General features: G+C 57.1%; 20 protein-coding genes and 2 tRNA genes. 5 read left to right on the top strand and 17 right to left on the bottom strand.

Features of this window, described 5'->3' with window-relative positions:
• The 15 genes from OKC43_RS11510 to ruvA all read right to left on the bottom strand — a co-directional run bounded on the left by OKC43_RS11510 (position 1) and on the right by ruvA (position 11,792).
• A tRNA-Val gene (locus OKC43_RS11510) sits at positions 1-76 on the bottom strand.
• Between the two features lie 31 nt (positions 77-107).
• Positions 108-183: transfer RNA gene (locus tag OKC43_RS11505), tRNA-Lys, on the bottom strand.
• A gap of 174 nt (positions 184-357) precedes the next feature.
• Positions 358-1,161, bottom strand: a complete 804-nt coding sequence (ybgF, locus tag OKC43_RS11500) for a tol-pal system protein YbgF (RefSeq protein ID WP_042052426.1) — start codon at positions 1,159-1,161, stop codon at positions 358-360.
• A 158-nt stretch (positions 1,162-1,319) separates the two neighbouring features.
• Positions 1,320-1,844 (bottom strand): peptidoglycan-associated lipoprotein Pal, encoded by a 525-nt coding sequence (gene pal / locus OKC43_RS11495; RefSeq protein WP_005313284.1) that lies wholly within the window; start codon positions 1,842-1,844, stop codon positions 1,320-1,322.
• Between the two features lie 49 nt (positions 1,845-1,893).
• The gene (gene tolB / locus OKC43_RS11490; RefSeq protein WP_005335728.1) at positions 1,894-3,219 is read right to left on the bottom strand and encodes a Tol-Pal system beta propeller repeat protein TolB; all 1,326 of its coding nucleotides are present in this window, start codon (positions 3,217-3,219) and stop codon (positions 1,894-1,896) included.
• Between the two features lie 95 nt (positions 3,220-3,314).
• A complete protein-coding gene (gene tolA / locus OKC43_RS11485; RefSeq protein WP_013723471.1) occupies positions 3,315-4,448 on the bottom strand; it encodes a cell envelope integrity protein TolA in 1,134 nt (377 codons plus the stop codon).
• Between the two features lie 5 nt (positions 4,449-4,453).
• Entirely contained in the window at positions 4,454-4,900 is a 447-nt protein-coding gene (tolR, locus tag OKC43_RS11480; protein ID WP_204380651.1) for a protein TolR, read from the bottom strand.
• Positions 4,900-5,589 (bottom strand): protein TolQ, encoded by a 690-nt coding sequence (gene tolQ / locus OKC43_RS11475; RefSeq protein ID WP_005335735.1) that lies wholly within the window; start codon positions 5,587-5,589, stop codon positions 4,900-4,902. Before tolQ ends, tolR begins: the two co-directional genes overlap by 1 nt.
• Positions 5,579-5,986 carry a tol-pal system-associated acyl-CoA thioesterase gene (ybgC, locus tag OKC43_RS11470; RefSeq protein ID WP_005335737.1) on the bottom strand — a complete coding sequence of 136 codons (408 nt, stop codon included), beginning with the start codon at positions 5,984-5,986 and terminating at the stop codon, positions 5,579-5,581. Before ybgC ends, tolQ begins: the two co-directional genes overlap by 11 nt.
• A 105-nt stretch (positions 5,987-6,091) precedes the next feature.
• Entirely contained in the window at positions 6,092-6,403 is a 312-nt protein-coding gene (locus OKC43_RS11465) for a cyd operon YbgE family protein (protein ID WP_235657032.1), read from the bottom strand.
• The gene (gene cydX / locus OKC43_RS11460; protein ID WP_005304933.1) at positions 6,390-6,506 is read right to left on the bottom strand and encodes a cytochrome bd-I oxidase subunit CydX; all 117 of its coding nucleotides are present in this window, start codon (positions 6,504-6,506) and stop codon (positions 6,390-6,392) included. Before cydX ends, OKC43_RS11465 begins: the two co-directional genes overlap by 14 nt.
• 14 nt (positions 6,507-6,520) lie before the next feature.
• Positions 6,521-7,657, bottom strand: coding sequence for a cytochrome d ubiquinol oxidase subunit II (gene cydB / locus OKC43_RS11455; protein WP_005335741.1), 1,137 nt, complete (start codon positions 7,655-7,657; stop codon positions 6,521-6,523).
• 11 nt (positions 7,658-7,668) lie between these two features.
• Positions 7,669-9,225 (bottom strand): cytochrome ubiquinol oxidase subunit I, encoded by a 1,557-nt coding sequence (locus tag OKC43_RS11450; protein WP_005335743.1) that lies wholly within the window; start codon positions 9,223-9,225, stop codon positions 7,669-7,671.
• A gap of 933 nt (positions 9,226-10,158) precedes the next feature.
• On the bottom strand, positions 10,159-11,169 hold the full coding sequence (gene ruvB, locus OKC43_RS11445) for a Holliday junction branch migration DNA helicase RuvB (protein WP_236272717.1): 1,011 nt from the start codon (positions 11,167-11,169) through the stop codon (positions 10,159-10,161).
• A gap of 8 nt (positions 11,170-11,177) precedes the next feature.
• Positions 11,178-11,792 (bottom strand): Holliday junction branch migration protein RuvA, encoded by a 615-nt coding sequence (gene ruvA, locus OKC43_RS11440; RefSeq protein WP_005335746.1) that lies wholly within the window; start codon positions 11,790-11,792, stop codon positions 11,178-11,180.
• Positions 11,793-12,052: 260 nt separating this feature from the next.
• Here ruvA and OKC43_RS11435 point away from each other — a divergent pair, with 260 nt between their 5' ends.
• On the top strand, positions 12,053-14,062 hold the full coding sequence (locus tag OKC43_RS11435; RefSeq protein WP_236272716.1) for a methyl-accepting chemotaxis protein: 2,010 nt from the start codon (positions 12,053-12,055) through the stop codon (positions 14,060-14,062).
• An 81-nt stretch (positions 14,063-14,143) separates the two neighbouring features.
• Here OKC43_RS11435 and lysE read toward each other — a convergent pair whose 3' ends face one another.
• Together lysE and OKC43_RS11425 are read right to left on the bottom strand one after the other, a co-directional pair.
• Positions 14,144-14,752 carry an L-lysine exporter gene (gene lysE / locus OKC43_RS11430; RefSeq protein WP_236272726.1) on the bottom strand — a complete coding sequence of 203 codons (609 nt, stop codon included), beginning with the start codon at positions 14,750-14,752 and terminating at the stop codon, positions 14,144-14,146.
• Positions 14,753-14,959: 207 nt separating this feature from the next.
• Entirely contained in the window at positions 14,960-15,742 is a 783-nt protein-coding gene (locus OKC43_RS11425; protein WP_236272715.1) for a LuxR family transcriptional regulator, read from the bottom strand.
• A gap of 62 nt (positions 15,743-15,804) precedes the next feature.
• Between OKC43_RS11425 and OKC43_RS11420 the strand changes: the two genes are divergently transcribed.
• From OKC43_RS11420 to OKC43_RS11405, 4 genes are all read left to right on the top strand, one after another.
• On the top strand, positions 15,805-16,455 hold the full coding sequence (locus tag OKC43_RS11420; protein ID WP_042081537.1) for an acyl-homoserine-lactone synthase: 651 nt from the start codon (positions 15,805-15,807) through the stop codon (positions 16,453-16,455).
• 201 nt (positions 16,456-16,656) lie between these two features.
• Positions 16,657-17,556, top strand: coding sequence for a LysR family transcriptional regulator ArgP (locus tag OKC43_RS11415; RefSeq protein WP_236272713.1), 900 nt, complete (start codon positions 16,657-16,659; stop codon positions 17,554-17,556).
• 99 nt (positions 17,557-17,655) lie between these two features.
• On the top strand, positions 17,656-19,692 hold the full coding sequence (locus OKC43_RS11410) for an exoribonuclease II (protein ID WP_139472442.1): 2,037 nt from the start codon (positions 17,656-17,658) through the stop codon (positions 19,690-19,692).
• A 253-nt stretch (positions 19,693-19,945) separates the two neighbouring features.
• Positions 19,946-21,586 (top strand): sensor domain-containing diguanylate cyclase, encoded by a 1,641-nt coding sequence (locus tag OKC43_RS11405; RefSeq protein ID WP_236272712.1) that lies wholly within the window; start codon positions 19,946-19,948, stop codon positions 21,584-21,586.

Below are 21,586 nucleotides of genomic sequence, written 5' to 3'. Positions count from 1 at the left end.
TGGTGGTCGTTACTGGGATCGAACCAGTGACCCCCTCCTTGTAAGGGAGGTGCTCTCCCAGCTGAGCTAAACGACCTGGGAATTCTGTCTCCACCGAGTGGAGAAAATGGTGGGTCGTGCTGGATTCGAACCAGCGACCAATTGATTAAAAGTCAACTGCTCTACCGACTGAGCTAACGACCCTCACCACGACCAGTTCCGACTGCATTACTGCTTCGGCTCTGACGGCGGCCTATATTACGGATTTAAATTTCCGGTGCAACAGAAAATTCGTAATTTAAATCCGTTTGCTCACTGTGCGTACAAATGCAGGCTGTTTTTACAGTAGCGTTACGAAAACAGTGACATACAGCAATGTTACAGCTTGGCCAGACTCTGTTTGGCCAACTGGGCCGGCGAAGTGTTGGGATAGCCCTTGATCACCTGCTCATAGAAGGATTTGGCTTCCGCCTTCTTGCCATCCAGCTGCGCCAGCATACCCAGCTTCAGCAGCGCATCGGCTCGCTTGGGGGATTTGCTGTATTTGTTGGCCACGGTCGAAAACTGGGCCGAGGCTCCGGCTCTGTCACCCTTGTTGAACAGCAACTGGCCGAGCCAGTAGTGTGCATTGGGAACATAGCCCGAATTGGGGTACTGCTTGATGAAGCCCTGGAAAGCCGGAATGGCTTTGTCGTAGTTCTTCTCTTTGAGCACCATGTTGACCGCTGCGTCGTAGGCCTGATTCTCATCCTGATTAGTTGAGTAATTGGCCGCAGCAGCCGGTGTAGCGGCAGCAGCAGGGGCCGCGGCGGCCGGTGCAGCCTGCTGGCTGCTGGCAACCTTGTCGAGCTCCTGATAGAGCTGACGCTGGCGCTCTTGCGACTGTTCCATCTGGTAGGTCTGCTGCTCCAGCTGACCACGCAGCTCGGAGACCTCCCCTTGCAGGGAGTCGACCTGTTGCTGCAATTCAGCTTGCAGCCGCAGACGGGCATTGAGGGTGCGCTCCAGCAGGGCAACCCGATCTTCCAGGCTACCGGTGGGCACGATAGCGCCGTTGTTGCCACTAAGGACAACCCCACCACCCGAGTCACCGCCCAGATCGCTGACCGGTGCTGCAGCTTGCGCATTCAGAGCAACCATTACGGCCAGCGCAACGACAGCTTGCTTGTACACAGATTTCATTCGGATCAAACCTTAGCGTTTAGTACAGATAAAACGGCCAGCGCCATCGTCGCTCGCATATGCAGATTTCATTCGGATCAAACCTTGGCGTTTAGTGCAAATAAAACGGCCATCGAAATGGCCGCTTGCATATAAACGAACTTCGTTCGGTTTAAACCTTAGTAAACCAGAACCGCGCGGCGGTTTTTGGCAAAGGCATCCTCGGTGTGGGACAGATCCAGCGGCTTCTCTTCGCCATAGCTGACGATGGAGAGCTGCTCGGCCTGCACACCCAGGGTTTGCAGATACTTGGCAACAGCCTTGGCACGACGCTCGCCCAGGGCGATGTTGTACTCCGGAGTACCGCGCTCATCGGCGTGACCTTCGATCAGGACTTTAACGCTCGGGCGCTCGCGCAGGTAGCTGGCGTGGGCATCCAGCAGATCAGCGTACTGACCCTGGATATCGTAACCGTCGAACGGGAAGTAGATCACGTTGTCACGCTGCAGTGCTTCGAACTTCTGACGCATCTGCTCTTCCGGGGACAACATGCCGTTGGCGCCGCCGGTTTGTACACCGCCCATGCCGTCGGTCATACCTGATTCAGCGCCAGCGGCGTCAGAATCAGAAGAAGAACTACAAGCGGCCAGGGTGAACAGTGGCAGTGCGATGGCCAAACCCTTGAGCAGTTTATTGAGTTGCATGCTATTTCCTTAAACCTTTATAACAAAACAAAAAACAATTGGATTTTTATCAATTCAAGAAGGGCGACCAAGCTGGTGCACGAATTTCACCGCTACTGGTCGGAAGCACAGCCTTGAAGCGACCATCAGTCGACACCAACGCGAGACTCTTACGACCCTGATAGATGGTGGCATAAATGATCATGCTGCCATTGGGAGCCACACTTGGCGACTCATCCAGAGCGCTCTGGGTAAGGACCAACAGGGCATTGTTTTCCATGTCCTGACGGGCAATACGATACTGTCCCTGAACACGGGTCACCATCACCATGATTTTACCATCAGGAGTGATGGATGCCCCCTGGTTGGATTCACCTTCCCAAGTCATCCGGCGAGTCATACCAGTCGCCAAATTTACGCTATAAATCTGGGGTTTGCCACCACGTTCAGAGGTGAACAACAAATTTTGCCCATCCGGCATCCAGGAGGGTTCGGTGTCGATCACACGGCTGGTTGTGACGCGGGTCAGCTGCTTGCTAGCGACATCAACCACATAGAGGTTTGGTGAACCATCTTTGGAGAGAACGATAGCCAGACGACGACCATCCGGAGACCACTCCGGCGCCCCGTTGATACCGCGGAAACTGGTGATCAGACTGCGCTGCTGGGTGTAGATATCCTGCACGTAGATTTCGGACTTCTGGTTCTCGAAGCTCACGTAAGCCAGCTTGCTGCCATCCGGCGACCAGGCCGGAGACATCAAGGGCTCGCGGGAGCGCAGCAGGGTCTTCTCGTTGTAACCGTCGTAGTCAGAAATGCGCAGCTGGTACGGGAACTGGGTACCCTGCTGTACGGAGACGTAAGCCAGACGGGTCAGGAAGGCACCGCGCTCGCCAGTCAGACGCTCATAGACGATGTCGGAGATACGGTGGGCAAACTGGCGCATCTGGGCACCCGGGATGGTCGCCATACGGCTATCCAGGATGTAACCGTTGCTCTCGCCACCTTGTGCCTTGGCCAGCTGGCCTTTCAGCACATCGACCAGCTCGAAGTTGACCTTGTAGGTGCCGTCACCGACTGCAGAAATGGAACCCACCACCACGGCTTCAACCCCTTGGGAGGCCCAGGGAGCGAAGTTGATCTCGCTGCTGCTGCTCGGGGTCTGCGGCATCTGGCCACGGGCCAGCGGCTTGAACTTGCCGCTGCGCATCAGGTCGTTGGAGACCACTTCCGCGATATCCTGCGGCAACTGTCCGTTGCCTTCCCACTTGAAGGGAGCAACGGCGATGGGGCGTGCGCTATCAATACCGCCGGTGATGACGATGTCCAGGGCCGCCTGGGCACTCTGGCCCAGCAACAAACAGCCAACCAAAGCAAAAAATACTTTTCTGATCATGGCTTAAATACTCGGTTCCAATATAGATGAGAGGTTAAATTCCTTTCTCGGCGAGAGGTTGCCAACCGGAGGCAAGCAACCTCGTTTTATCACGCTTAGATACTCGGTTCTAACTTCAGGTTAAATTCCTTCAACATCTCGAATGCCGCAGGATCCTTGGGCACAGGCAGTTGATTGGCTTTCAGAACAGCCGCCTTACCGGAACGACAGACCGCCGGGTCACCCTGGCCGTTATCTACCGATATGACAAAGCCACTGCTCGCAAGACGTACGCCGATAGTACATGTTTTGCCCCGCATGGTGGGATCCAAAATCATATACCGCTCAACAGTGGCCTTGATGAGCGCCGCATATTTGTCGACTTCGCCCTGGGCTGCTGCCGATGCCGCCTGACTGCGGGCATTGGCCTCAGCCGACAGCTGCTGCTGCATCATCTCTTCCATCTCTTTTTGCAGCTTGGCCTGCTCGGCTGCTTTACGCTTGCGCTCAGCCGCGATCTTGGCCTGCTTTTCGGCTTCTGCCTTGGCTTTCTTCTCTGCGTCAGCTTTTGCCTTTTTCTCAGCCTCTTCCTTGGCCTTCTTCTCGGCCTCGGCTTTGGCTTTTTTCTCTGCTTCTGCCTTGGCTTTCTTCTCGGCTTCAGCTTTGGCCTTCTTGTCAGCTTCCGCTTTCTTGGCCTTGGCTTCTGCCGCCTTTGCCTTCTCTTCGGCCTCTTTCTTCTCTTGTTCCTTTTTCTTCTTCAGCGCCAACGCCTTGCTTTCGGCTTCCGCCGCTTTACGCTCAGCTTCGGCCTTCTTGGCCTTCTGTTCTTCCAGCTTGCGGGCTTCCTCGGCTTTTTGGGCCTTCTCTTCCGCCTGCTTCTGCTCGGCCACCTTCTTCTGCTTTTCGGCCTCGGCCTTGCGAGTCGCCTCTTCGGCCTGCTTGCGCTTGGTCTCGGCGATGCGAAGCTGCTCCTGTTTCTGAGCCAGCTCGCGCTTGGCGAGATCCGTGTCTTCCTTATCCTTCTCTTTCTCTACCTTTTGAGGCTTGGGCTGAGATTTCTGCTGCTGGATCTGCTTGGCCTGCTCGTTGAGGAAGTTCTCATCGAGCATGACAGCATTGACGATCTGCCCCTTCGATTCGGGTCGTTTCGGTTTGCTGAAATCGAGCCCGACAAACAGGATGATGCCGATGATCAGGTGCAGCAGAAACGACGCGATGAGATAACCGGAAATACCACGCTTCACATCCATCTCCGTTAGTTCACCGGATCTGTCATCAGGCCAACCTGAGGCACACCCGCATTCTTGAGGGCCACCATCAACAGGATCACCTCTTCGTAGCGCACGGCCTTGTCACCCGCGACCACCACGGGGGCATTCTGGTTGATCGCCAGATAGCCCATGGCTTTTTCGGTGATGTATTGCTGCATCGCCTCTGGCGTGCCGCTTGGCACCGGCTCATCCTCGGCTTCACCAGCCTTGATGACATACTCGCCTTCGGTATTGACGCTGACGATGAAGGGCGGCTTGGCATCTTCCGGCAACTGCTCGGACTCAGCCTGTGGCAGATCCACCTTGACCCCTTGCGTGATCACCGGCGTGACCGCCATAAAGATGATAAGCAGCACCAGCATGACGTCGATATAGGGAACCACGTTGATCTCGGCCACCTTCTTGCGCCGGATCCGCTGATAGGTTTGCATTACTGATCACCCTGCTGCTGTGCAATTTGACGGTTCAGAATGGTGGTGAACTCGTCCATGAAGTTGGCGTAGGCGTTCTCCAGCCGCTCGACCTTGTTGGAGAAGCGGTTGTAGAAGATAACCGCCGGGATAGCGGCAAACAGACCCATGGCGGTAGCGATCAGCGCTTCCGCGATACCCGGTGCCACCATCTGCAGGGTGGCCTGCTGCACCTGACCCAGGGCGATAAAGGCGTTCATGATCCCCCATACGGTACCGAACAGACCGATATAGGGGCTGATGGAGCCGATGGTCGCCAGCACCGGCAGGTTGGATTCCAGATCATCCACCGCGCGAGAGAGGGAGACGCGCATGGCGCGGTAGGTACCATCCATCACCGCATCCTGACCACGGGCACCGGCCTTGAGCAAGCGGGCATACTCCTTGAAGCCGGAGTAGAAGATATCTTCCATGCCTTCGATGTCATCGCGGCGGGAAGAGGACTCCTGATAGAGGCGATTGAGATCGACCCCTGACCAGAAGCGATCTTCAAACTGTTCCGATGCGAGATTGGCCGCCTTGATCGCCTTTGAACGCTGGATAATCAGCGCCCACGAGACAATAGACATGCTCATCAGGGTCATCATGACCAGTTTTACCAACAGGCTGGCTTGCCAAAACAGGCCAATAAACGAAATTTCAGCGTGCACTTAACAGCACTCCCTTGATTTTTTCAGGTATAGCTACAGGTTTCATTTGCGGATGACTGACACAGGCTATCTGTACCATGGCCTGGGTGATCAGTCGTCCATCAGCCGCCAGGATCTGCTGCGAAAAACGCAGGGATGCGCGTTTCACTTCAATCACTTGCGTTAATACATTCAATAGTTCATTAAAACGGGCCGCCGAGCGGAAATCGATCTCAGTTCGGCTCACCACGAAGGCATATCCCTCCTGCAGCCAGACGTCCTGTTCGACCCCTTTGGCACGAAGAAACTCGGTGCGAGCACGTTCCATAAACTTGAGATAATTGGCGTTGTAGACGATGCCCCCGGCGTCGGTATCTTCGTAGTAGACACGCACCGGAAACTCAAAGACTTCCCCCATAACAATCTGTGATCCATTCGACAGTCAGATGGGGGGCTATCATAGCGCAGGGCTGAATAGGAAAGAAGCAGGGGGAGACAGGGAAATCCTGCCTCCCCCCGTTTTTTATGAAAGGAAATATGAATGTGTCAGCCAGAGGCCATACAACAAACTGGGCCAGGCGAGCCAGGGGTTGAACAGCACACGTCCGGGCAGGCTTTTCAGATGAAAGCCAAGCCCGTTAAGTACGCCACAACAGACGGCCCACATCAGCCAGGGAGCAAGCCAGAGACCATGCTCGCTGGTATTGGCCGCGATCAGATTGGGGGCCTGTAAAATAGCGACGGCCAACAAGGCCGCCGCGAGTAACATCAACCCCTGCCACGGCTGCCGCTCCAGTGGAGCGGCCAGGCTGGCGAGTCGATCACTTGTTTTCATCGATCTGACGATCCATGTTCTCGGTGTGTTCCAGCCACAGCGCATTGATGATGCCAAATGCACAGGCCAGCAACAGCCCCAGGATCCAGGTGAAATACCACATTGTCAGCGCACCTCTTAATAGAGAGATTGTTGGTTATCTTCGATGTGCTTGTTGGTTACCCGGCCAAACATCTTGATGTAAGTCCAGATGGTGTAACCCAGCACAATCGGTACGAAGATCGCTGCAGCCACAGTCATCACCTGCAAGGTGTTGAAAGAGGCGGTAGCATCCCACATGGTCAGGCTCAGTGACGGCTCAAGGCTTGAGGGCATCACGAACGGGAACATGGAGAAACCGGCAGTGAGGATGACCCCGGCAATCGCCAGCGAGGAGCTGGTAAACGCCAGCCAGCCGATGTTCATGCGGGCAAACAGCGCAGTCAGCAGGCTCATGGCCAGGCCCAGTACAGGGGCTGCCACCATCCACGGATAGAGGGTGTAGTTGTTCATCCAGGCACCAGCCTGCAGGACAACTTCCTTGTTCATCGGGTTGGATACTGCGTCAGTCGCTGCAGCCTTGACGATGACATACCCTTCCATACCGCTTACCCACCAACCCGCGGCAGCAAACAGCACCAGGGTCAGCAGTGAGCAGATCATGGCGGCAGTGCGGGAACGTGCCAGCACTTCACCGTCGGTCTTCATCATCAACCAGGTTGCGCCCTGGGTGAGCAGCATGAACAGGCTCACCAGACCAGCCAGAATGCCGAACGGGTTAAGCAGACCAAAGAAGTTGCCGTGATAGGTCAACATCATGAACTGGTTAAACTCGAACGGAACGCCTTGCAGCAGGTTGCCAAAGGCCACACCAAAGACGATGGGCGGTACGGCGCTACCGGCGAACAAGGCCCAATCCCAGTTGCTGCGCCATTTGGCATCAGCACGCAGGGAGCGGTACTTGAAACCGACCGGACGCAGGAACAGCGCCATCAGCGTCAGGATCATGGCGATGTAGAAGCCGGAGAAGGTCGCGGCATACACCATCGGCCAGGCGGCGAACAAGGCACCACCGGCAGTGACCAGCCAAACCTGGTTACCTTCCCAGTGCGGCCCCATGGTGTTGAGCATCACGCGGCGCTCGACATCTTTCTTGCCAACGAACGGGAGCAGTGCGCCTACCCCCATGTCGAAGCCGTCAGTGATGGCAAAACCGATCAGCAGCACGCCGACCAGAGCCCACCAGATGACACGCAGAGTTTCGTAATCAAACATGGTCGCTCTCCTTATGCCTTGATCTGTTCAAAGTGATACTTGCCAGTCTTCAGGCTGCTGGGGCCAAGACGGGCATACTTGAACATCAGGTACATCTCGATAACCAGAAGTACGGTATAGAACAGGCAGATACCGATCAGAGAGAACCAGATCTCGGCTGCAGGCAAATTGGATGCAGAGAGGGAAGTCGGCAACACCTCTGCAATGGTCCACGGTTGGCGACCATATTCAGCAACAAACCAGCCAGCTTCGATCGCGATCCACGGCAGCGGGATACCCCACAGCAGACCCTTGAGCAGCCACTTGCGCTTGCCGATCTGGTGACGGGCACTGTCATAGAAGGCCATACCAATCAACACCAGCATCAGCATGCCGACGGCAACCATGATGCGGAAGGCGAAGAACAGCGGCAGTACCTGCGGGATGGAGTCATCCACGGCGGCCTTAATCTGCTCGTCGGTAGCATCGGTTACGTTGCTGGTGTAGCGCTTGAGCAGCAGACCGTAGCCCAGATCCTGCTTCACTTCGTCGAAACGAGCGCGGGTCTCGTCAGACTTGTCACCGGATTGCAGCTTGGTCAGCAGGTCGTAAGCGGTCATACCGTTACGAACGCGCAGTTCGTGCTCGCTCTTCAGATCCTTCAGACCGGTGACCTGACCGTCCAGAGAACGGGTCGCGATAATGCCCAGCGCATAGGGGATCTTGATGGCGTAGTCGGTGCGCATCTCTTCCTGATTCGGAATACCGAACAGGGTAAAGGCGGCCGGAGCAGGTTCAGTCTCCCACTCAGCTTCGATAGCGGCCAGTTTCACCTTCTGCACTTCACCTGTCTCGTAACCGGATTCATCACCGAGGATCAGCACGGACACGATGGAAGCCATACCGAACGCAGCGGCAATGGCGAAGGAGCGACGGGCAAACGCCACATCACGATTCTTCAGCAGGTAGTAAGAGGAGATACCCAGCACAAACATGGCGCCACAGGTATAACCAGCCGCCACAGTGTGGACGAACTTGACCTGAGCAACCGGGTTGAGCACCACGTCAGCGAAGCTCATCATCTCCATCCGCATGGATTCGAAGTTGAACTCGGCACCGACCGGGTTCTGCATCCAGCCGTTGGCGACCAGGATCCAGAGGGCGGAGAGGTTGGTACCCAGCGCCATCAACCAGGTGGCAGCCAGATGCTGATGCTTGCTCAGACGATCCCAACCAAAGAAGAACATACCGACGAAGGTGGACTCCAAGAAGAAGGCCATCAGCCCTTCGATAGCCAGCGGAGCCCCGAAGATATCGCCGACATAATGGGAGTAGTAAGCCCAGTTCGTCCCGAACTGGAACTCCATGGCCAGACCTGTGGTGACCCCCAAGGCAAAGTTGATACCAAACAACTTACCCCAGAATTTGGTCATGTCCCGGTAGATGGTGTTGTTGGTCATCACATAGACGGATTCCATGATCGCCAGGAGAAAGGCCATTCCCAGCGTCAGGGGTACAAACAAAAAGTGATAAAGGGCCGTCGCAGCGAACTGGAACCGCGATAGGTCTACCACATGCTCAGCAATCATGATGTTTCCTCACCGATTATTGGCACGGCTATTTTAAGTTTTAAGCACAAAGCTTCCGTTGGAGGTTATCGAATGAGCCTTATTGGGACGTGTCACAACAAAACGCGTTCAGTAACCACTGGCATTAACAACAAGGCAATACGAGAACACAAACAAAGCTAATGTTTAACAATTCCAAAACAATCAGCCTATATTTATTCTCGCCCATGATGACCGGGTTTTTATATCACCTTTATTTGATTGAAATCAATGTAAAAGGACCCGCCATACATGGCTTTGAAAGGCATTTTTAATCTATTTCACGATTATTGACGCGAGCCAGATCACAAAACACGATAAAGCGTAAAACATTGATTTAAATCAATTTAAGAATTTAACATCCCGCCACTCGGTTTAATTTGAAAAGCGTGAATGACGCGCCTTTTTCCATGTTATCCGAGTCAGGCAATCTGATTCGAAAACTCAATTTAAAATTGCAAAGAATGCATACTCATGCGAACCAATTTCATCAATAAAGACATTAGATAAACTAATTTGAAGAGTGCAATTTTTCTTGTTTGCCGGGGTCGATTCGAACTCCTACAATGCGCCTCGCAGTGAGGGCATACCCTTGGATACAGGCCGGTTAATCCGGGTTCACGGTACGTATTCGACGATCAATTTGAACCTGTCTATTGGAATCGAAGATGAAAAAGTTTGTTGCTAAAACCATCCGTTACTACAAGCTTTCCTTTGTTCAGCTCTATCAACTGAACCGACTCTGAGAGCTCGCGACGGCTCACCTGTTTATTTTCCGGTCTGTGTCCAGACGCACTCACTGTCTGTGAACATCCATCCTGAATTGTCTTTGCCCACCGCATCCGCCGTGGGCTTTTTTTGCCCGGATAATAAAAAACCGCCTTTGACGGCGGTTTCATGTTCAAACGACTGTTTTTACTTCTCATCTGGTCGCTGAAGACCGAAATGAACGTAGGCTCGAGTGGTCGCAATCCGTCCTCTGGGTGTACGTTGCAGATACCCTTGCTGGATCAGATAAGGCTCCAGCACATCTTCGATAGTATCTTTCTCTTCCCCGATCGCGGCGGCCAGATTATCGAGACCCACCGGGCCCCCCATAAACTTGTCTATCACAGCCAACAATAACTTGCGGTCCATGAAGTCAAAACCTTCGTTATCGACATCCAGCATGTCCATGGCGCGAGCAGCAATGGGGCCGTCGATCCGGCCATCGGATTTCACCTGGGCAAAGTCGCGCACCCGCCTTAACAAACGGTTAGCAATCCGCGGCGTGCCGCGAGAGCGACGGGCGACCTCAATGGCACCATCTTCCGTCATGTCGAGCCCCAGACAACGGGCGCTGCGGGAGACGATATCGGTCAGATCCTTGACGTTGTAAAACTCCAGCCGCTGGACGATACCGAAGCGATCCCGCAGCGGGCTGGTGAGTGAACCAGCCCGGGTGGTAGCGCCAATCAGGGTAAAGGGAGGCAGATCCAGCTTGATGGAGCGAGCCGCTGGTCCCTCCCCGATCATGATGTCGAGCTGGTAATCCTCCATCGCCGGATAGAGCACCTCCTCCACCACCGGGCTGAGGCGATGGATTTCATCGATGAACAGCACATCGTTTGGCTCGAGGTTGGTGAGCAGCGCGGCCAGATCCCCTGCTTTCTCCAGTACCGGGCCGGAGGTGGTCTTGATATTGACCCCCATCTCGTTGGCGACGATGTTGGCGAGGGTAGTCTTGCCCAGACCCGGCGGGCCGAAGATCAACAGGTGATCAAGCGCTTCACCCCGCTGACGGGCCGCTTCGATAAAGATCTCCATCTGTTCGCAGACGGTATCCTGACCGGTGTAATCAGCCAGCTTCTTGGGGCGGATAGCCCGGTCAATAATGTCATCCTCACGGGCGGCACTGGCCGAAATGAGGCGGTCTGCTTCAATCATCAACTACCTCATACCAGGCTACGCAGGGATTCACGGATGATATCTTCCACCGACATCCCCTCTTTGGCGATCTTGCTGACAATCTGACTCGCCTGCTGTGGCTTGTAACCGAGGGCCACCAGCGCACTGGCCGCCTCCTCGGTCACATCCGGTGCCCGCAATTCGGGCTCACTGGCTGGCAAGGTGACCATAGCCGGGGAGAAGAGGTCGTGACTGACCCAGCCCTTGAGGCGATCCTTCATCTCCACCACCAGCCGCTCGGCGGTCTTCTTGCCGACTCCCGGCAGTTTGACCAAAGAGCTTATCTCTTCACGCTCGACACTCAGCACGAATTGGGTAGCTGTCATGCCGGAAAGAATCGCCAGCGCCAGCTTGGGGCCGACTCCGTTGGTCTTGATCAGCTCGCGGAACAGCGCCCGCTCCTGTTTGTGGTTAAAACCATAGAGCAGCTGGGCATCTTCCCGCACCACGAAGTGAGTATGGATGGTCGCTTCCTTGCCGATCTCCGGCAAATCATAGAAGCAGCTCATCGGCATCTGTACCTCATAGCCAACCCCGCCCACTTCCAGCAGGACCTCGGGGGGCTGCTTTTCAATGACAATGCCTCTCAAGCGACCAATCACGGCTCTCTCCTCACCAATACAACTATTCGTAAATTGGCTCATAGCATAAAGAATAACTGGATAAGTATCCAGCATAGGGCAGCAACACCCGCGTAGTCAGAGAGGCTTTTTATCCCATTTTCCACCATGCTTGATCGGGTGCAGCCAGTGCACGGGATGTTTCAGCGCCGCACCGGCCCCCGAGCGGGGGATAAACCACTACACTAAACCCGTTCGGAACCGAAACTGGTGCCAATGTCGATACCAAGGAAGGCCATCACATGAAAATTGTTACCACCTCCAATCTGGGTCTTGCCATATTGCTCGGCTGTACGCTGGGCATGGGGGTCGTTGGCTGGTATGGCAGCCAGCGGCTAGCCAATCTGCTCTCCTATGTCCTGGGCGCCGCCTGGCAGACCGCCGACGGTGCCATGGAGGGCTCCATAGAGCTGGGCAACCAACAGCTACAGATTCAGAAGATGCAAAACGGAACCCCGCTCAATCGCGCCGAACTCGATGCTGCCAAGGCGGCGACCGATGATGCGCTGGCACGGGTCAGCCAAGGGCAGCTCATTGATGGTGCAGCCCTTGCCACCATGGAACAGCACAAGCAGGACTATCAACAGCAACAAGAGAAGCTGCTGGCGCTCTATCACGCGTATACAGAGGTAGATCAGGCACTGCATCATAACGCCGATCTGATGGCCCGCCTCTCGACCCAGCTGGAGGTGATCGGCGATGGCGCGGTCGAGGCGCTGACCCAATCCCCCGACCAGACCATCAGCTGGAACAGCGGCCTCTCCACCCGTTGGGAAGCGGCCGACGGGGGGATGGAGTCAAACATCGGCTTTTTACGCCAACTCTATGCGCTGGAGAAGATGCGCAGACAAGGAGTCACAGAGGCGATCAAGGCCGAGCTGAAAGAAGCGACCGAGTTCTACCACGAAGCAATCAACAGCATGCTCGGCACCGGGCTGTTCGATATCGAGGGAACCGGCGAATTTGCCGGCAAGACACTGTCGGCAGAGTATCGCGCCCTGTTGGCCCGGCATCAGCAACTGATGGGACAGTGGGTCGATGCGCTCGGCAGCTATCAGGCCCAGCAGTCCGCCTATGAGGTCAGTGCCGATGAGCTACGACAACAGCTGGTTGCCATCGAGGAGAGCGGCGATGCCACCGTCGAGGATCAGGTGGCCCAGCTCAACGGCATCATCAGCCAGACCCGAACCCTGCTAATGGGTGGCCTGTTACTGAGCCTGATCATGGTCACCCTCTGCGGCTTCTGGCTGACCCGCAAGCTGGTAACCCCGCTGCTGCAAGTGGACAAAAGGATGCAGGATATCGCCGCCGGCGAGGGAGATCTCAACGCCCGCATCAACCTGCAACGGGATGACGAGATAGGTTCGCTGGCCAACAGCGTGGATCGTTTCATTGAGAAATTGCAGAAGATGATCAGCTCCACCATGGACAACAACCAGCACATCAGCGAACACGTTCACACCTCGGTCAACCGGGTGGAGGCAATCAGCCAAAGCAGCCGCCAAACCGCCGAACATGCACTGGCCCTGCACCACGATAGTGAACAGATGGTGCAAGTCGCCACCGGTATCTCGGACAACTGCAGCATGGCGGCCCACAATGCCAATGAGGTGCGCCAGCTGACCACCGAGAGCAGCCAGTATGTCGCCTCCGCCAGCGCGGGCATGCAGCGGGTGGTACAGGAGGTGAGCGAGTGTGCCATCGCCATCAACTCCCTCAAGGAGCAGGCGGGTCAAATTGGCCAGATCATCTCCACCATCAGCGGTATCTCGGAGCAGACCAACCTGCTTGCCCTCAATGCGGCTATCGAAGCGGCCCGCGCGGGGGAGATGGGGCGTGGCTTTGCGGTGGTCGCGGACGAGGTGCGCACCCTGGCCAATCGCACCGCAACATCAAGCGCCGAAATTAGCCAGGTGATCAGCAGTATCCAGCAGCAGACCGAGACCGCCTATCTGATGATGCAACGCAACCTCAAGACGGTGGAGTCCGGCATGCAGGACTCCGAGAACACCAAGCAGATCCTGTTCAAGGTGGAAGGCGCCATCGACCAGCTGGCCGACATGGTGCAGCAGGTAGCCGTGGCTACCGGGCAACTGTCACACACCCTGAGCCACTCCTCTGACAAGGTCTCCGGTATCAGTCTGCAAGCCAGAACCGGCGAACAGGAGGCACAGGAGTGCCTGCAGCTCGCCTCCTCGCTCCATCAAGCCAGCCTGCTGCAACAGCGCCTGCTCTCCCAGTTCAGGGTCTGACCCCTTTCAATAGCAAAGATGCCACTCATATGAGTGGCATCTTTTTGTTACCGGTCGCTCATTCCTGCCGCCTTAACTTCCTCAACCTGCTATGGCCAGTTGAATAGCCAGGCTCAGCATGATGATGCCAACCAGCAGATCGATCCCCTGCTGCACCCGGCTGCGGGCCAACCAGGGCGCCAGCGCCGCGGCCCCCAGCGCCAGCGAGTAGAACCACACCAGCGAGGCTAGCATGGCCCCTGCAGCAAAGGCCGGACGCAGGGACTCACTCACCTGACTGCCAAGGGAGCCGAGCAACATCAAAGTATCGAGATAGACGTGAGGGTTGAGCAGCGTAACTCCCAGCGTCATCGCCAGCACGCTTTTGGCACCCATCTGCTGAGCAGAATCGGCAAGTCCCTCCCCTTTACCGCGCCAGGCACTGAGCAGGGAACGGCCACCAAACCAGCCGAGAAACAGCACACCACCCCAGGTGAGCAGCGCCATGCCGAGGGGGCTGGCGGCCAGCACATTGGCTCCGCCAAATACACCTATGGCAATCAGGATGAGATCGCAGAAACTGCAGAGCGTGGCCGTCAGCAGATGGTGATTGCGATGGATGCCCCGACTCAGCACAAAGGCATTCTGGGCGCCGATGGGGATGATCATGGCCAGACCGATGGTGAAGCCTTGCAGTGTCGTTGCGAGCATCATGGAGAGCACCGTTCGAAATGATGAATGAGCGGCACTATAGCGATGGTAGTTCCTTCTTAGAAATTCATTGATTTACTGATTGATTCATTTTGCTAATAAAAACCGGCATACCCAGCCGCTGTTCCAGCCCTTGTCAATTACCGGATCTGACAATTGTGACCCTCAGAGTGCGGCAGGAGAATCTGTTGCGCCTGTGGGCTCAGCCTACTGCAGCAATCTGGGGAAGTTGGTAACCACAACTTGCTCCAGATTGGGTAGCAACAGCCCCGTACTAACCCCTTTGGCAATGGCCTGATAGCGGTTCATGGAGCCGGTTTTGCGGGTGACCTGATTGAGATGGTAATTGACCGTGCGCTCCGTGATCCCGAGGATGCAGGCGATCTCGCTAGAGGTCTTCCCTTCGCTGGCCCAGAACAGGCACTCGGTCTCGCGCTCGGTCAAGGGGTCTTTACCCGCACTGTCCATCATGCTGAAACGCACCACCCGAATGGCCGCCTCGAAGATGTAATTGGACATCCAGGAGAGGACCGGCGAGGACTCCAGCAGCAGGTCGCTCGAGGCCCGCTCGGAGGTGATGAAGGAGAGAATACCGTTCTCCCCGGCAGCACCGTGCAGAGGGAAGGAGATGCCGTTACGCAACCCGAACTCGGCTGCCAACCCCATCACGTCCATGGTTCCCTCCTGCAGAAAACTGGCCCGCTCATCGAGGCGGTTCCAGTAAATGGGCAGCGTCTGCTTGCGTGCCAGCCGGATCACCGGATCGCACGCCAGCATGTTGTTTTCGGTATAGGCCTGCACCCAGGAATCGGGACACTGGTTGAACAGCACCACCTTGGGCCTTTGCATCGACATCGGCAGGATCAGGGCGAAGCGATAGTAGTCATAGCCCATCCCGAGCGTAAAGCGACCGATCAGTTCGGCCAGACGATTGCCGTCCGTCACCGAAGTGAAATGTTCGAGGTACTCAAGCAGTTGGTCTCTGTTCATATGAAAGCCCCCTTGGCCAGACATGTGATTATAACGGCGAATAGCAAGATAGAGGGTCCATAATGTTGGTTTTTAAAGGAAAATTGAGAGAACATCCACGAAACGAGGTGGAGAATGAACTCTATCGCTTTCGAAATCGCGTCTTTTCCGACCGGCTAGGCTGGGATGTCGAGTCTCATCGGGGCCTGGAGCGTGACAGCTTCGACACGCCAGACACCCATTGGGTTCTGATCGAGGACGAACAAGGGCTGTGTGGCTGTATTCGTCTGCTCAACTGTGCCGATGCCTATATGCTGCCCACCATCTTCCCCACCGCCCTTGCCGGTGAAAGCGCGCCACGCACTCCAGATGTCTGGGAACTCACCCGTCTGGCTATCGATGCCCAGCGCGCACCGCGCATGAGCAATGGCGTCAGCGAACTCACTTGCGTCATCTTCCGCGAGGTATATGCCTTCGCCCATGCCCACGGGATCCGGGAGCTGGTCGCCGTCGTCAGCCTGCCGGTGGAGCGCATCTTCCGCCGACTTGGCCTGCCCATCGAGCGGCTCGGTCATCGTCAGGCGGTCGATCTGGGGGCGGTAAGGGGCGTTGGCATCCGCTTCCATCTGGATGAGCGCTTCGCGCAGGCGGTCTCCCAGCCTCTGCTGGGCCATTATCAAACCAGCCATTATCCACTGCAGCAACCGTCACCGGTGCTGGCAGTTCACTCATAAAAAATCCCGGGAAAACAGACCCGGGATAAAGATGTCGCTACGATCTGCGCAGGGCTACCCCATGCGGCACCAGAGAGTATCCTCCCTCAATGGCCTGACCACTACTGTCAAAAATCACAGCGCAACGTCCCTTCCACCGCCCATTGTTGTCCCCTGCCGAGTGACGTAGAGTCAGCCCTTGGGCAACGGAAGGGAGAGAAGATGAAAGAGCTGGACTACAAACTGCTGCGGGCACTGGATGCGGTACTGCAGGAACAGAACTTCGATCGGGCGGCCAAGTCGCTCCATATCACCCAGTCGGCCATCTCCCAGCGGATCAAACAGCTGGAGCAGCAATTTGCCGAGCCGCTGCTTATTCGTAGCCAGCCGCTGCAGGCCACCGCGCTCGGCCAGAAGCTGCTGGCCCACTATCGGCAAGTACATCAGCTTGAGCTCGAACTGGCGGGGGAGCTGGCCCCCGACCAGCCGCAAGGGCCAATCCGGATCAGCATCGCCGTCAACGCCGACAGCCTGGCCACCTGGTTTTTGCCCGCCATTGCCCCCTTGTTGAAACAGCACCCCATCGAACTCAACCTGCTGGTCGATGACGAGAGCCGCACCCTCGACAAGGTGCGCGAGGGTCAGGCCTTTGGTGCGGTCAGCCTGCATCCCCAGCCGCTGGCGGGTTGCTGCGTCGACGAGCTCGGTGAGATGAACTATCTGCTTACCGCCAGCCCCGCCTTCGTTGCCCGCCACTTCCCTCGCGGCCTGACCCGTGAGGCGCTGGCCAAGGCACCGGCGGTGGCGTTCGATCAGCGCGATGACATGCATGTGAGCTTTATGAGGGAGCACTTCGGGCTGGAGCCGGGCGGTTATCCCTGCCATACGGTCCACTCGTCAGAGGCCTTCGTCGCCATGGCCGAACAGGGGTTGGCCTATTGTCTCATCCCCGAATTGCAGATAAGAGGCCAGCTGGCAGGCGGGTCACAGCTCAACCTCAGTCCCGACCACGTCCTGACGGAACGCCTCTACTGGCACCGCTGGGTACTGGAAAAAGGGGTTCACAAGCAGCTATCCCAACGTCTTATCGACCATGCCAGATCGCAGTTGAAACCACGCTGAGCAGGCCATTCACCTTGGCTTTGCAGGGCTAAAAACGTATAGTGCTGGGCGATCCTTCATCAGGTCTCCACCCAGGTTTTCACTTCAGGTTCCTCACTTATGTTCCAAGACAATCCGCTGCTGGCCCAGCTCAAGCAACAAATCCGCGAAAACATCCCGAAGAAAGAGGGTGTGATCCGCGCCTCGGACCGGGGCTTCGGCTTTCTGGAAGTCGATGAGAAGACCAGCTATTTCGTGCCGCCTCCCTACATGAAGAAGGTGATGCACGGTGACCGGGTGACCGCCCTGATCCGCACCGAAAAAGAGAAGGAAGTGGCCGAGCCGGATACCCTGCTGGAGCAGTCCGTCACCCGCTTCGTGGCCCGGGTCAAGATGTTCCGCGACCGCCTCAACGTGGTGGCCGACCATCCGCTGATCAAGGATGCCATCAAGGCCCGCGTCAAGAAGGGTCTGGATGAGAAAGAGTTCAAGGAAGGTGACTGGGTGGTGGCTACCCTCAAGCGCCATGCGCTGGTCGACGGCAACTTCTCTGCCGAGATCATCCAGAAGATCGCCGCCCAGGAAGATCACAATGTTCCCTGGTGGGTGGTGCTGGCGCGCCACAATCTGGCCCAGGTCGAGCCGGCTGATTTGCCGGAGTGGAAGGTGATCGAAGAGGAAGAGCTGCCCCGTCGTGACCTGACCAAGGTGCCCTTCTTCACCATCGACGGTGCCAAGACCAAGGATATGGACGATGCGCTGGCCATCACCAAGCTGGACAACGGCTGGGAGCTGCTGGTCGCCATCGCTGACCCGACCGCCTATGTGGCCGAAGGGAGCGAGCTGGACAAGGAAGCCGCCCAGCGCGCCTTTACCGTCTACATGCCGGGCCGCAACGTGCCGATGATCCCGCGCACCCTCTCCGACGAGCTCTGCTCCCTGAAAGAGGGTGAGGAGCGCAACACCCTGTGTGCCCGTCTGCTCATCGCCGAAGATGGTCTGCTACTGGAGGAGACCGAGTTCTTCGCCGCCCGCATCTGCTCCCACGCCCGTCTCAACTATGACGACGTCTCCGACTGGGCCGAGCATGGCAAAGAGCTGTCTATCGACGCAGGCGTACTGGCCCAGCTGCCGCTGATGAAGGCGATGACCGAAGCACGCATCGCGTGGCGCACCGAACATGCGCTGGTATTCCCGGATCGTCCCGACTACGACTTCGAGCTGGGCGAAAATGGCGAAGTGCTGGCCATCCACGTCGAGCCGCGCCGCATCGCCAACCGCATGGTGGAAGAGTCGATGATCGCCGCCAACATCTGCGCCGGTCGCGTGCTGGGCAAGAGCGTCGGTTACGGCATCTTCAACGTTCACACCGGCTTTGACGAAGAGTCCCTCGACGGCGCCATCGACCTGCTGAAGAGTGCCGAAGCCCCGTTCGAGCGCGACGAGATCGCCAGCCTCTCCGGCTTCTGTGCCCTGCGCCGCTGGATCGACAACCTCGACACCCGCTGGCTGGATGGCAAGATCCGCCGCTTCCAGAGCTATGCGCTGATGTCCTCCGAACCGGGCGCCCACTACGGTCTGGGTCTGGATGCCTACGCCACCTGGACCTCCCCGATCCGTAAATACGGCGATATGGTCAACCATCGTCTGCTCAAAGCCGTCATCGCCGGCAAGACCCCGGGTGAGCGCCCGAGTCAGGAGCTCACAGAGCATCTGACCGCCTGCCGCCGCCTGCACCGCATGGTGGAGCGTGACATCGGCGACTGGCTCTATGTTCGCTACCTGAAAGCCGCGGCTGGCACCGATCAGGTATTCAACGCCGAGATCATCGACGTGATGCGTGCCGGTCTCAAGCTGCGTCTGCAGGAGAACGGCGCTGTGGTCTTCCTGCCTGCCCGCCATATTCTCGACAACAAGGATCGACTGGAGTGCAACTGGGACAACGGTCGCGTCTATCTGGACAAGACCGAAGTGGTTTATGAGCTCGGCCAGATCATCGAGGTCAAACTGACCGAAGCGGTGGAAGAGACCCGCTCCCTTATCGCCAAACCGGCGGTGGATCTGGTGCCGGGCCCGGCACCGGAAGCCCCGGCGGCCGAGAGTGCGCCAGCCGATAGCAGTGAAACACCCGCTGAGGCTGCCCCCAAGGCAGAATAAGCCGCGCAGAATCATCTGATCTGCCGAGAGCCCGCCATCGTGCGGGCTCTTTTTTGCCCAATACCCCGCCTTACAAGCCGCCATATATACCGTTATGGCACACAGTTCTAGCCACGATTGGCAGAGAACACAGTGAATGTCTCCACCAGCAGGGCTGAAAGCAACCATTATGTGCGCCGCCTCTCCTTTCTGACATATTAATCAAGGAGAAATATGTCTATACTCGCTTGGGTACAATCCAAGGGATATTGGTATGCAGGAATGGGACCCGGAACACTTCACCAACTTCGCTCAGTTATGCGAAGTGAGCCTCGCCACCATCCGTGAAAAGACCGATGCCGAACGCCTCTACCTCTGGCTGAAAGCCCCCGAACCGCAGCTCTACAGTTTTCAGCTCGATCACGGGCTGACCACGCTTGATCTCGCCCATCTCGGTCAACTGACCCTGCCCCACCACCTGATCGACAAGGCGATGGAGAAGGGACAACTGGTGATCGAGCAGCTCCAAGCACCGCCGGATCCCGGCGAAAATGAGGAGCCCGCCCAGCCGCAGTTACGCGCCTGTTTCCCTCTCAAGCGTCACATGAAACTGGAAGGGGTCATCTATCTGGAGACCCGCCGCCGCATCGATCGCCTCTCCTCCCACCAGCGTCAGGGTATCCAGCTCCTTATTCACTATCTGACGGCCGAGCTCAGCAATCACCTGCTCTCCAGCCAGGTCAATCAGGAGCGGGACCAGCGGCTCCATACCCAGACCGATCTGGTACAGAGTCAGGCACTGCAGGGCTCCTTCCTCACCATGTTGCAGGCGCTGCATATGGTCAGCGTCACCCTCTCCCGCAGTCGCAGCGAGAACGATCTGCTGCGGGATGCCGTGCTGCTGGCCCGTAAGGAGCTGCAGTTCGATCGGGTTGCCATCTTCCTGATCGAACCCGATGGCAAGACCATGCGCGGCACCTGGGGCACCAGCGAAGAGGGCGAGCTGATGGATGAACACAACTTCATCAGCCCCATTCCGGATCACCCCACGGTGCAAGAGGCGCTCAGGCGCAAGGACTACGTACTGGTGATGGAAGATACCCCCCTCTACTACGAGAAGCAGCAGGTGGGCCGTGGCTGGAACGCCATGGTATCGCTATGGGATGGCACCACCCCCATCGGCTGGATCGCCGCCGACAACCTGCTCTGGCACCGTCCGCTCAAAGCCTATCAGAGCGAGATCTTCAAACAGTACGCAGCCATCCTGTCGCAACTGCTGATCCGCCAGCGCACCCAGGAGCAGCTAGAAACCCTCAACCGCCAGCTGGAGGCCCGGGTCGCCGAGCGCACCATGCAGCTGGCCGAGACCAACCGGGCGCTGGAGGAGGCCAATCACCGCCTCTCCCTGCTGTCGCTGGAAGATCCCCTCACCGGCATCGCCAACCGGCGCCAGTGGGACATCACCATGCAGCGGGAGTGGGAGTGGGCACGACGCACCCAGAACCTGCTGGCGGTATTGATGATCGACGTCGACGAGTTCAAGGCCTACAACGACCACTTCGGCCATGCCAAGGGGGATCTCTGCCTGCAACAGGTGGCCCATGTGCTGCGGGATGCAGAGCGGCGCTGTACCAATCTGGTCGCCCGTTACGGCGGGGAGGAGTTCGTCATTCTGCTCTGCGCCCCCCAACCCGGTGAGGCCGAACAGCTGGCCGGACGGATCCACGATGGTCTTGCCCGCTTGAAAATGCCCCATCCCGCCTCGCGGGTTGCTGATTTCATTACGGTTAGCATAGGCTTTAGCTATCTGGTTCCCTCCCAGGACGGAGCATGGCAGACCCTGACCGAACAGGCTGACCAGGCGCTCTACCACGCCAAGTCACAAGGGAGGGCCCGCACTCTGGCCTATCGGTGA

The sequence above is a fragment of the Aeromonas sp. Y289-2 genome (assembly GCF_027705925.1).
GTDB lineage: Bacteria > Pseudomonadota > Gammaproteobacteria > Enterobacterales > Aeromonadaceae > Aeromonas > Aeromonas veronii.
The sequence above is the reverse complement of the archived record's forward strand: the minus strand, read 5'-3'. Positions and strand labels throughout refer to the sequence as shown.

Bases quoted from the DNA above. Each gene is read 5' to 3' on its own strand.
- OKC43_RS11435 (WP_236272716.1), top strand. From the start codon at position 12,053: ATGAAAATTGTTACCACCTCCAATCTGGGTCTTGCCATATTGCTCGGC.
- OKC43_RS11420 (WP_042081537.1), top strand. From the start codon at position 15,805: ATGTTGGTTTTTAAAGGAAAATTGAGAGAACATCCACGAAACGAGGTG.
- tolR (WP_204380651.1), bottom strand. From the start codon at position 4,900: ATGCAAACCTATCAGCGGATCCGGCGCAAGAAGGTGGCCGAGATCAAC.
- OKC43_RS11465 (WP_235657032.1), bottom strand. From the start codon at position 6,403: ATGAAAACAAGTGATCGACTCGCCAGCCTGGCCGCTCCACTGGAGCGG.
- tolA (WP_013723471.1), bottom strand. From the start codon at position 4,448: ATGGATGTGAAGCGTGGTATTTCCGGTTATCTCATCGCGTCGTTTCTG.
- cydB (WP_005335741.1), bottom strand. From the start codon at position 7,657: ATGTTTGATTACGAAACTCTGCGTGTCATCTGGTGGGCTCTGGTCGGC.
- tolB (WP_005335728.1), bottom strand. From the start codon at position 3,219: ATGATCAGAAAAGTATTTTTTGCTTTGGTTGGCTGTTTGTTGCTGGGC.
- OKC43_RS11405 (WP_236272712.1), top strand. From the start codon at position 19,946: ATGCAGGAATGGGACCCGGAACACTTCACCAACTTCGCTCAGTTATGC.
- OKC43_RS11425 (WP_236272715.1), bottom strand. From the start codon at position 15,742: ATGAACAGAGACCAACTGCTTGAGTACCTCGAACATTTCACTTCGGTG.
- OKC43_RS11410 (WP_139472442.1), top strand. From the start codon at position 17,656: ATGTTCCAAGACAATCCGCTGCTGGCCCAGCTCAAGCAACAAATCCGC.
- cydX (WP_005304933.1), bottom strand. From the start codon at position 6,506: ATGTGGTATTTCACCTGGATCCTGGGGCTGTTGCTGGCCTGTGCATTT.
- pal (WP_005313284.1), bottom strand. From the start codon at position 1,844: ATGCAACTCAATAAACTGCTCAAGGGTTTGGCCATCGCACTGCCACTG.
- ruvB (WP_236272717.1), bottom strand. From the start codon at position 11,169: ATGATTGAAGCAGACCGCCTCATTTCGGCCAGTGCCGCCCGTGAGGAT.
- ybgF (WP_042052426.1), bottom strand. From the start codon at position 1,161: ATGAAATCTGTGTACAAGCAAGCTGTCGTTGCGCTGGCCGTAATGGTT.
- OKC43_RS11415 (WP_236272713.1), top strand. From the start codon at position 16,657: ATGAAAGAGCTGGACTACAAACTGCTGCGGGCACTGGATGCGGTACTG.
- lysE (WP_236272726.1), bottom strand. From the start codon at position 14,752: ATGCTCGCAACGACACTGCAAGGCTTCACCATCGGTCTGGCCATGATC.
- OKC43_RS11450 (WP_005335743.1), bottom strand. From the start codon at position 9,225: ATGATTGCTGAGCATGTGGTAGACCTATCGCGGTTCCAGTTCGCTGCG.
- ybgC (WP_005335737.1), bottom strand. From the start codon at position 5,986: ATGGGGGAAGTCTTTGAGTTTCCGGTGCGTGTCTACTACGAAGATACC.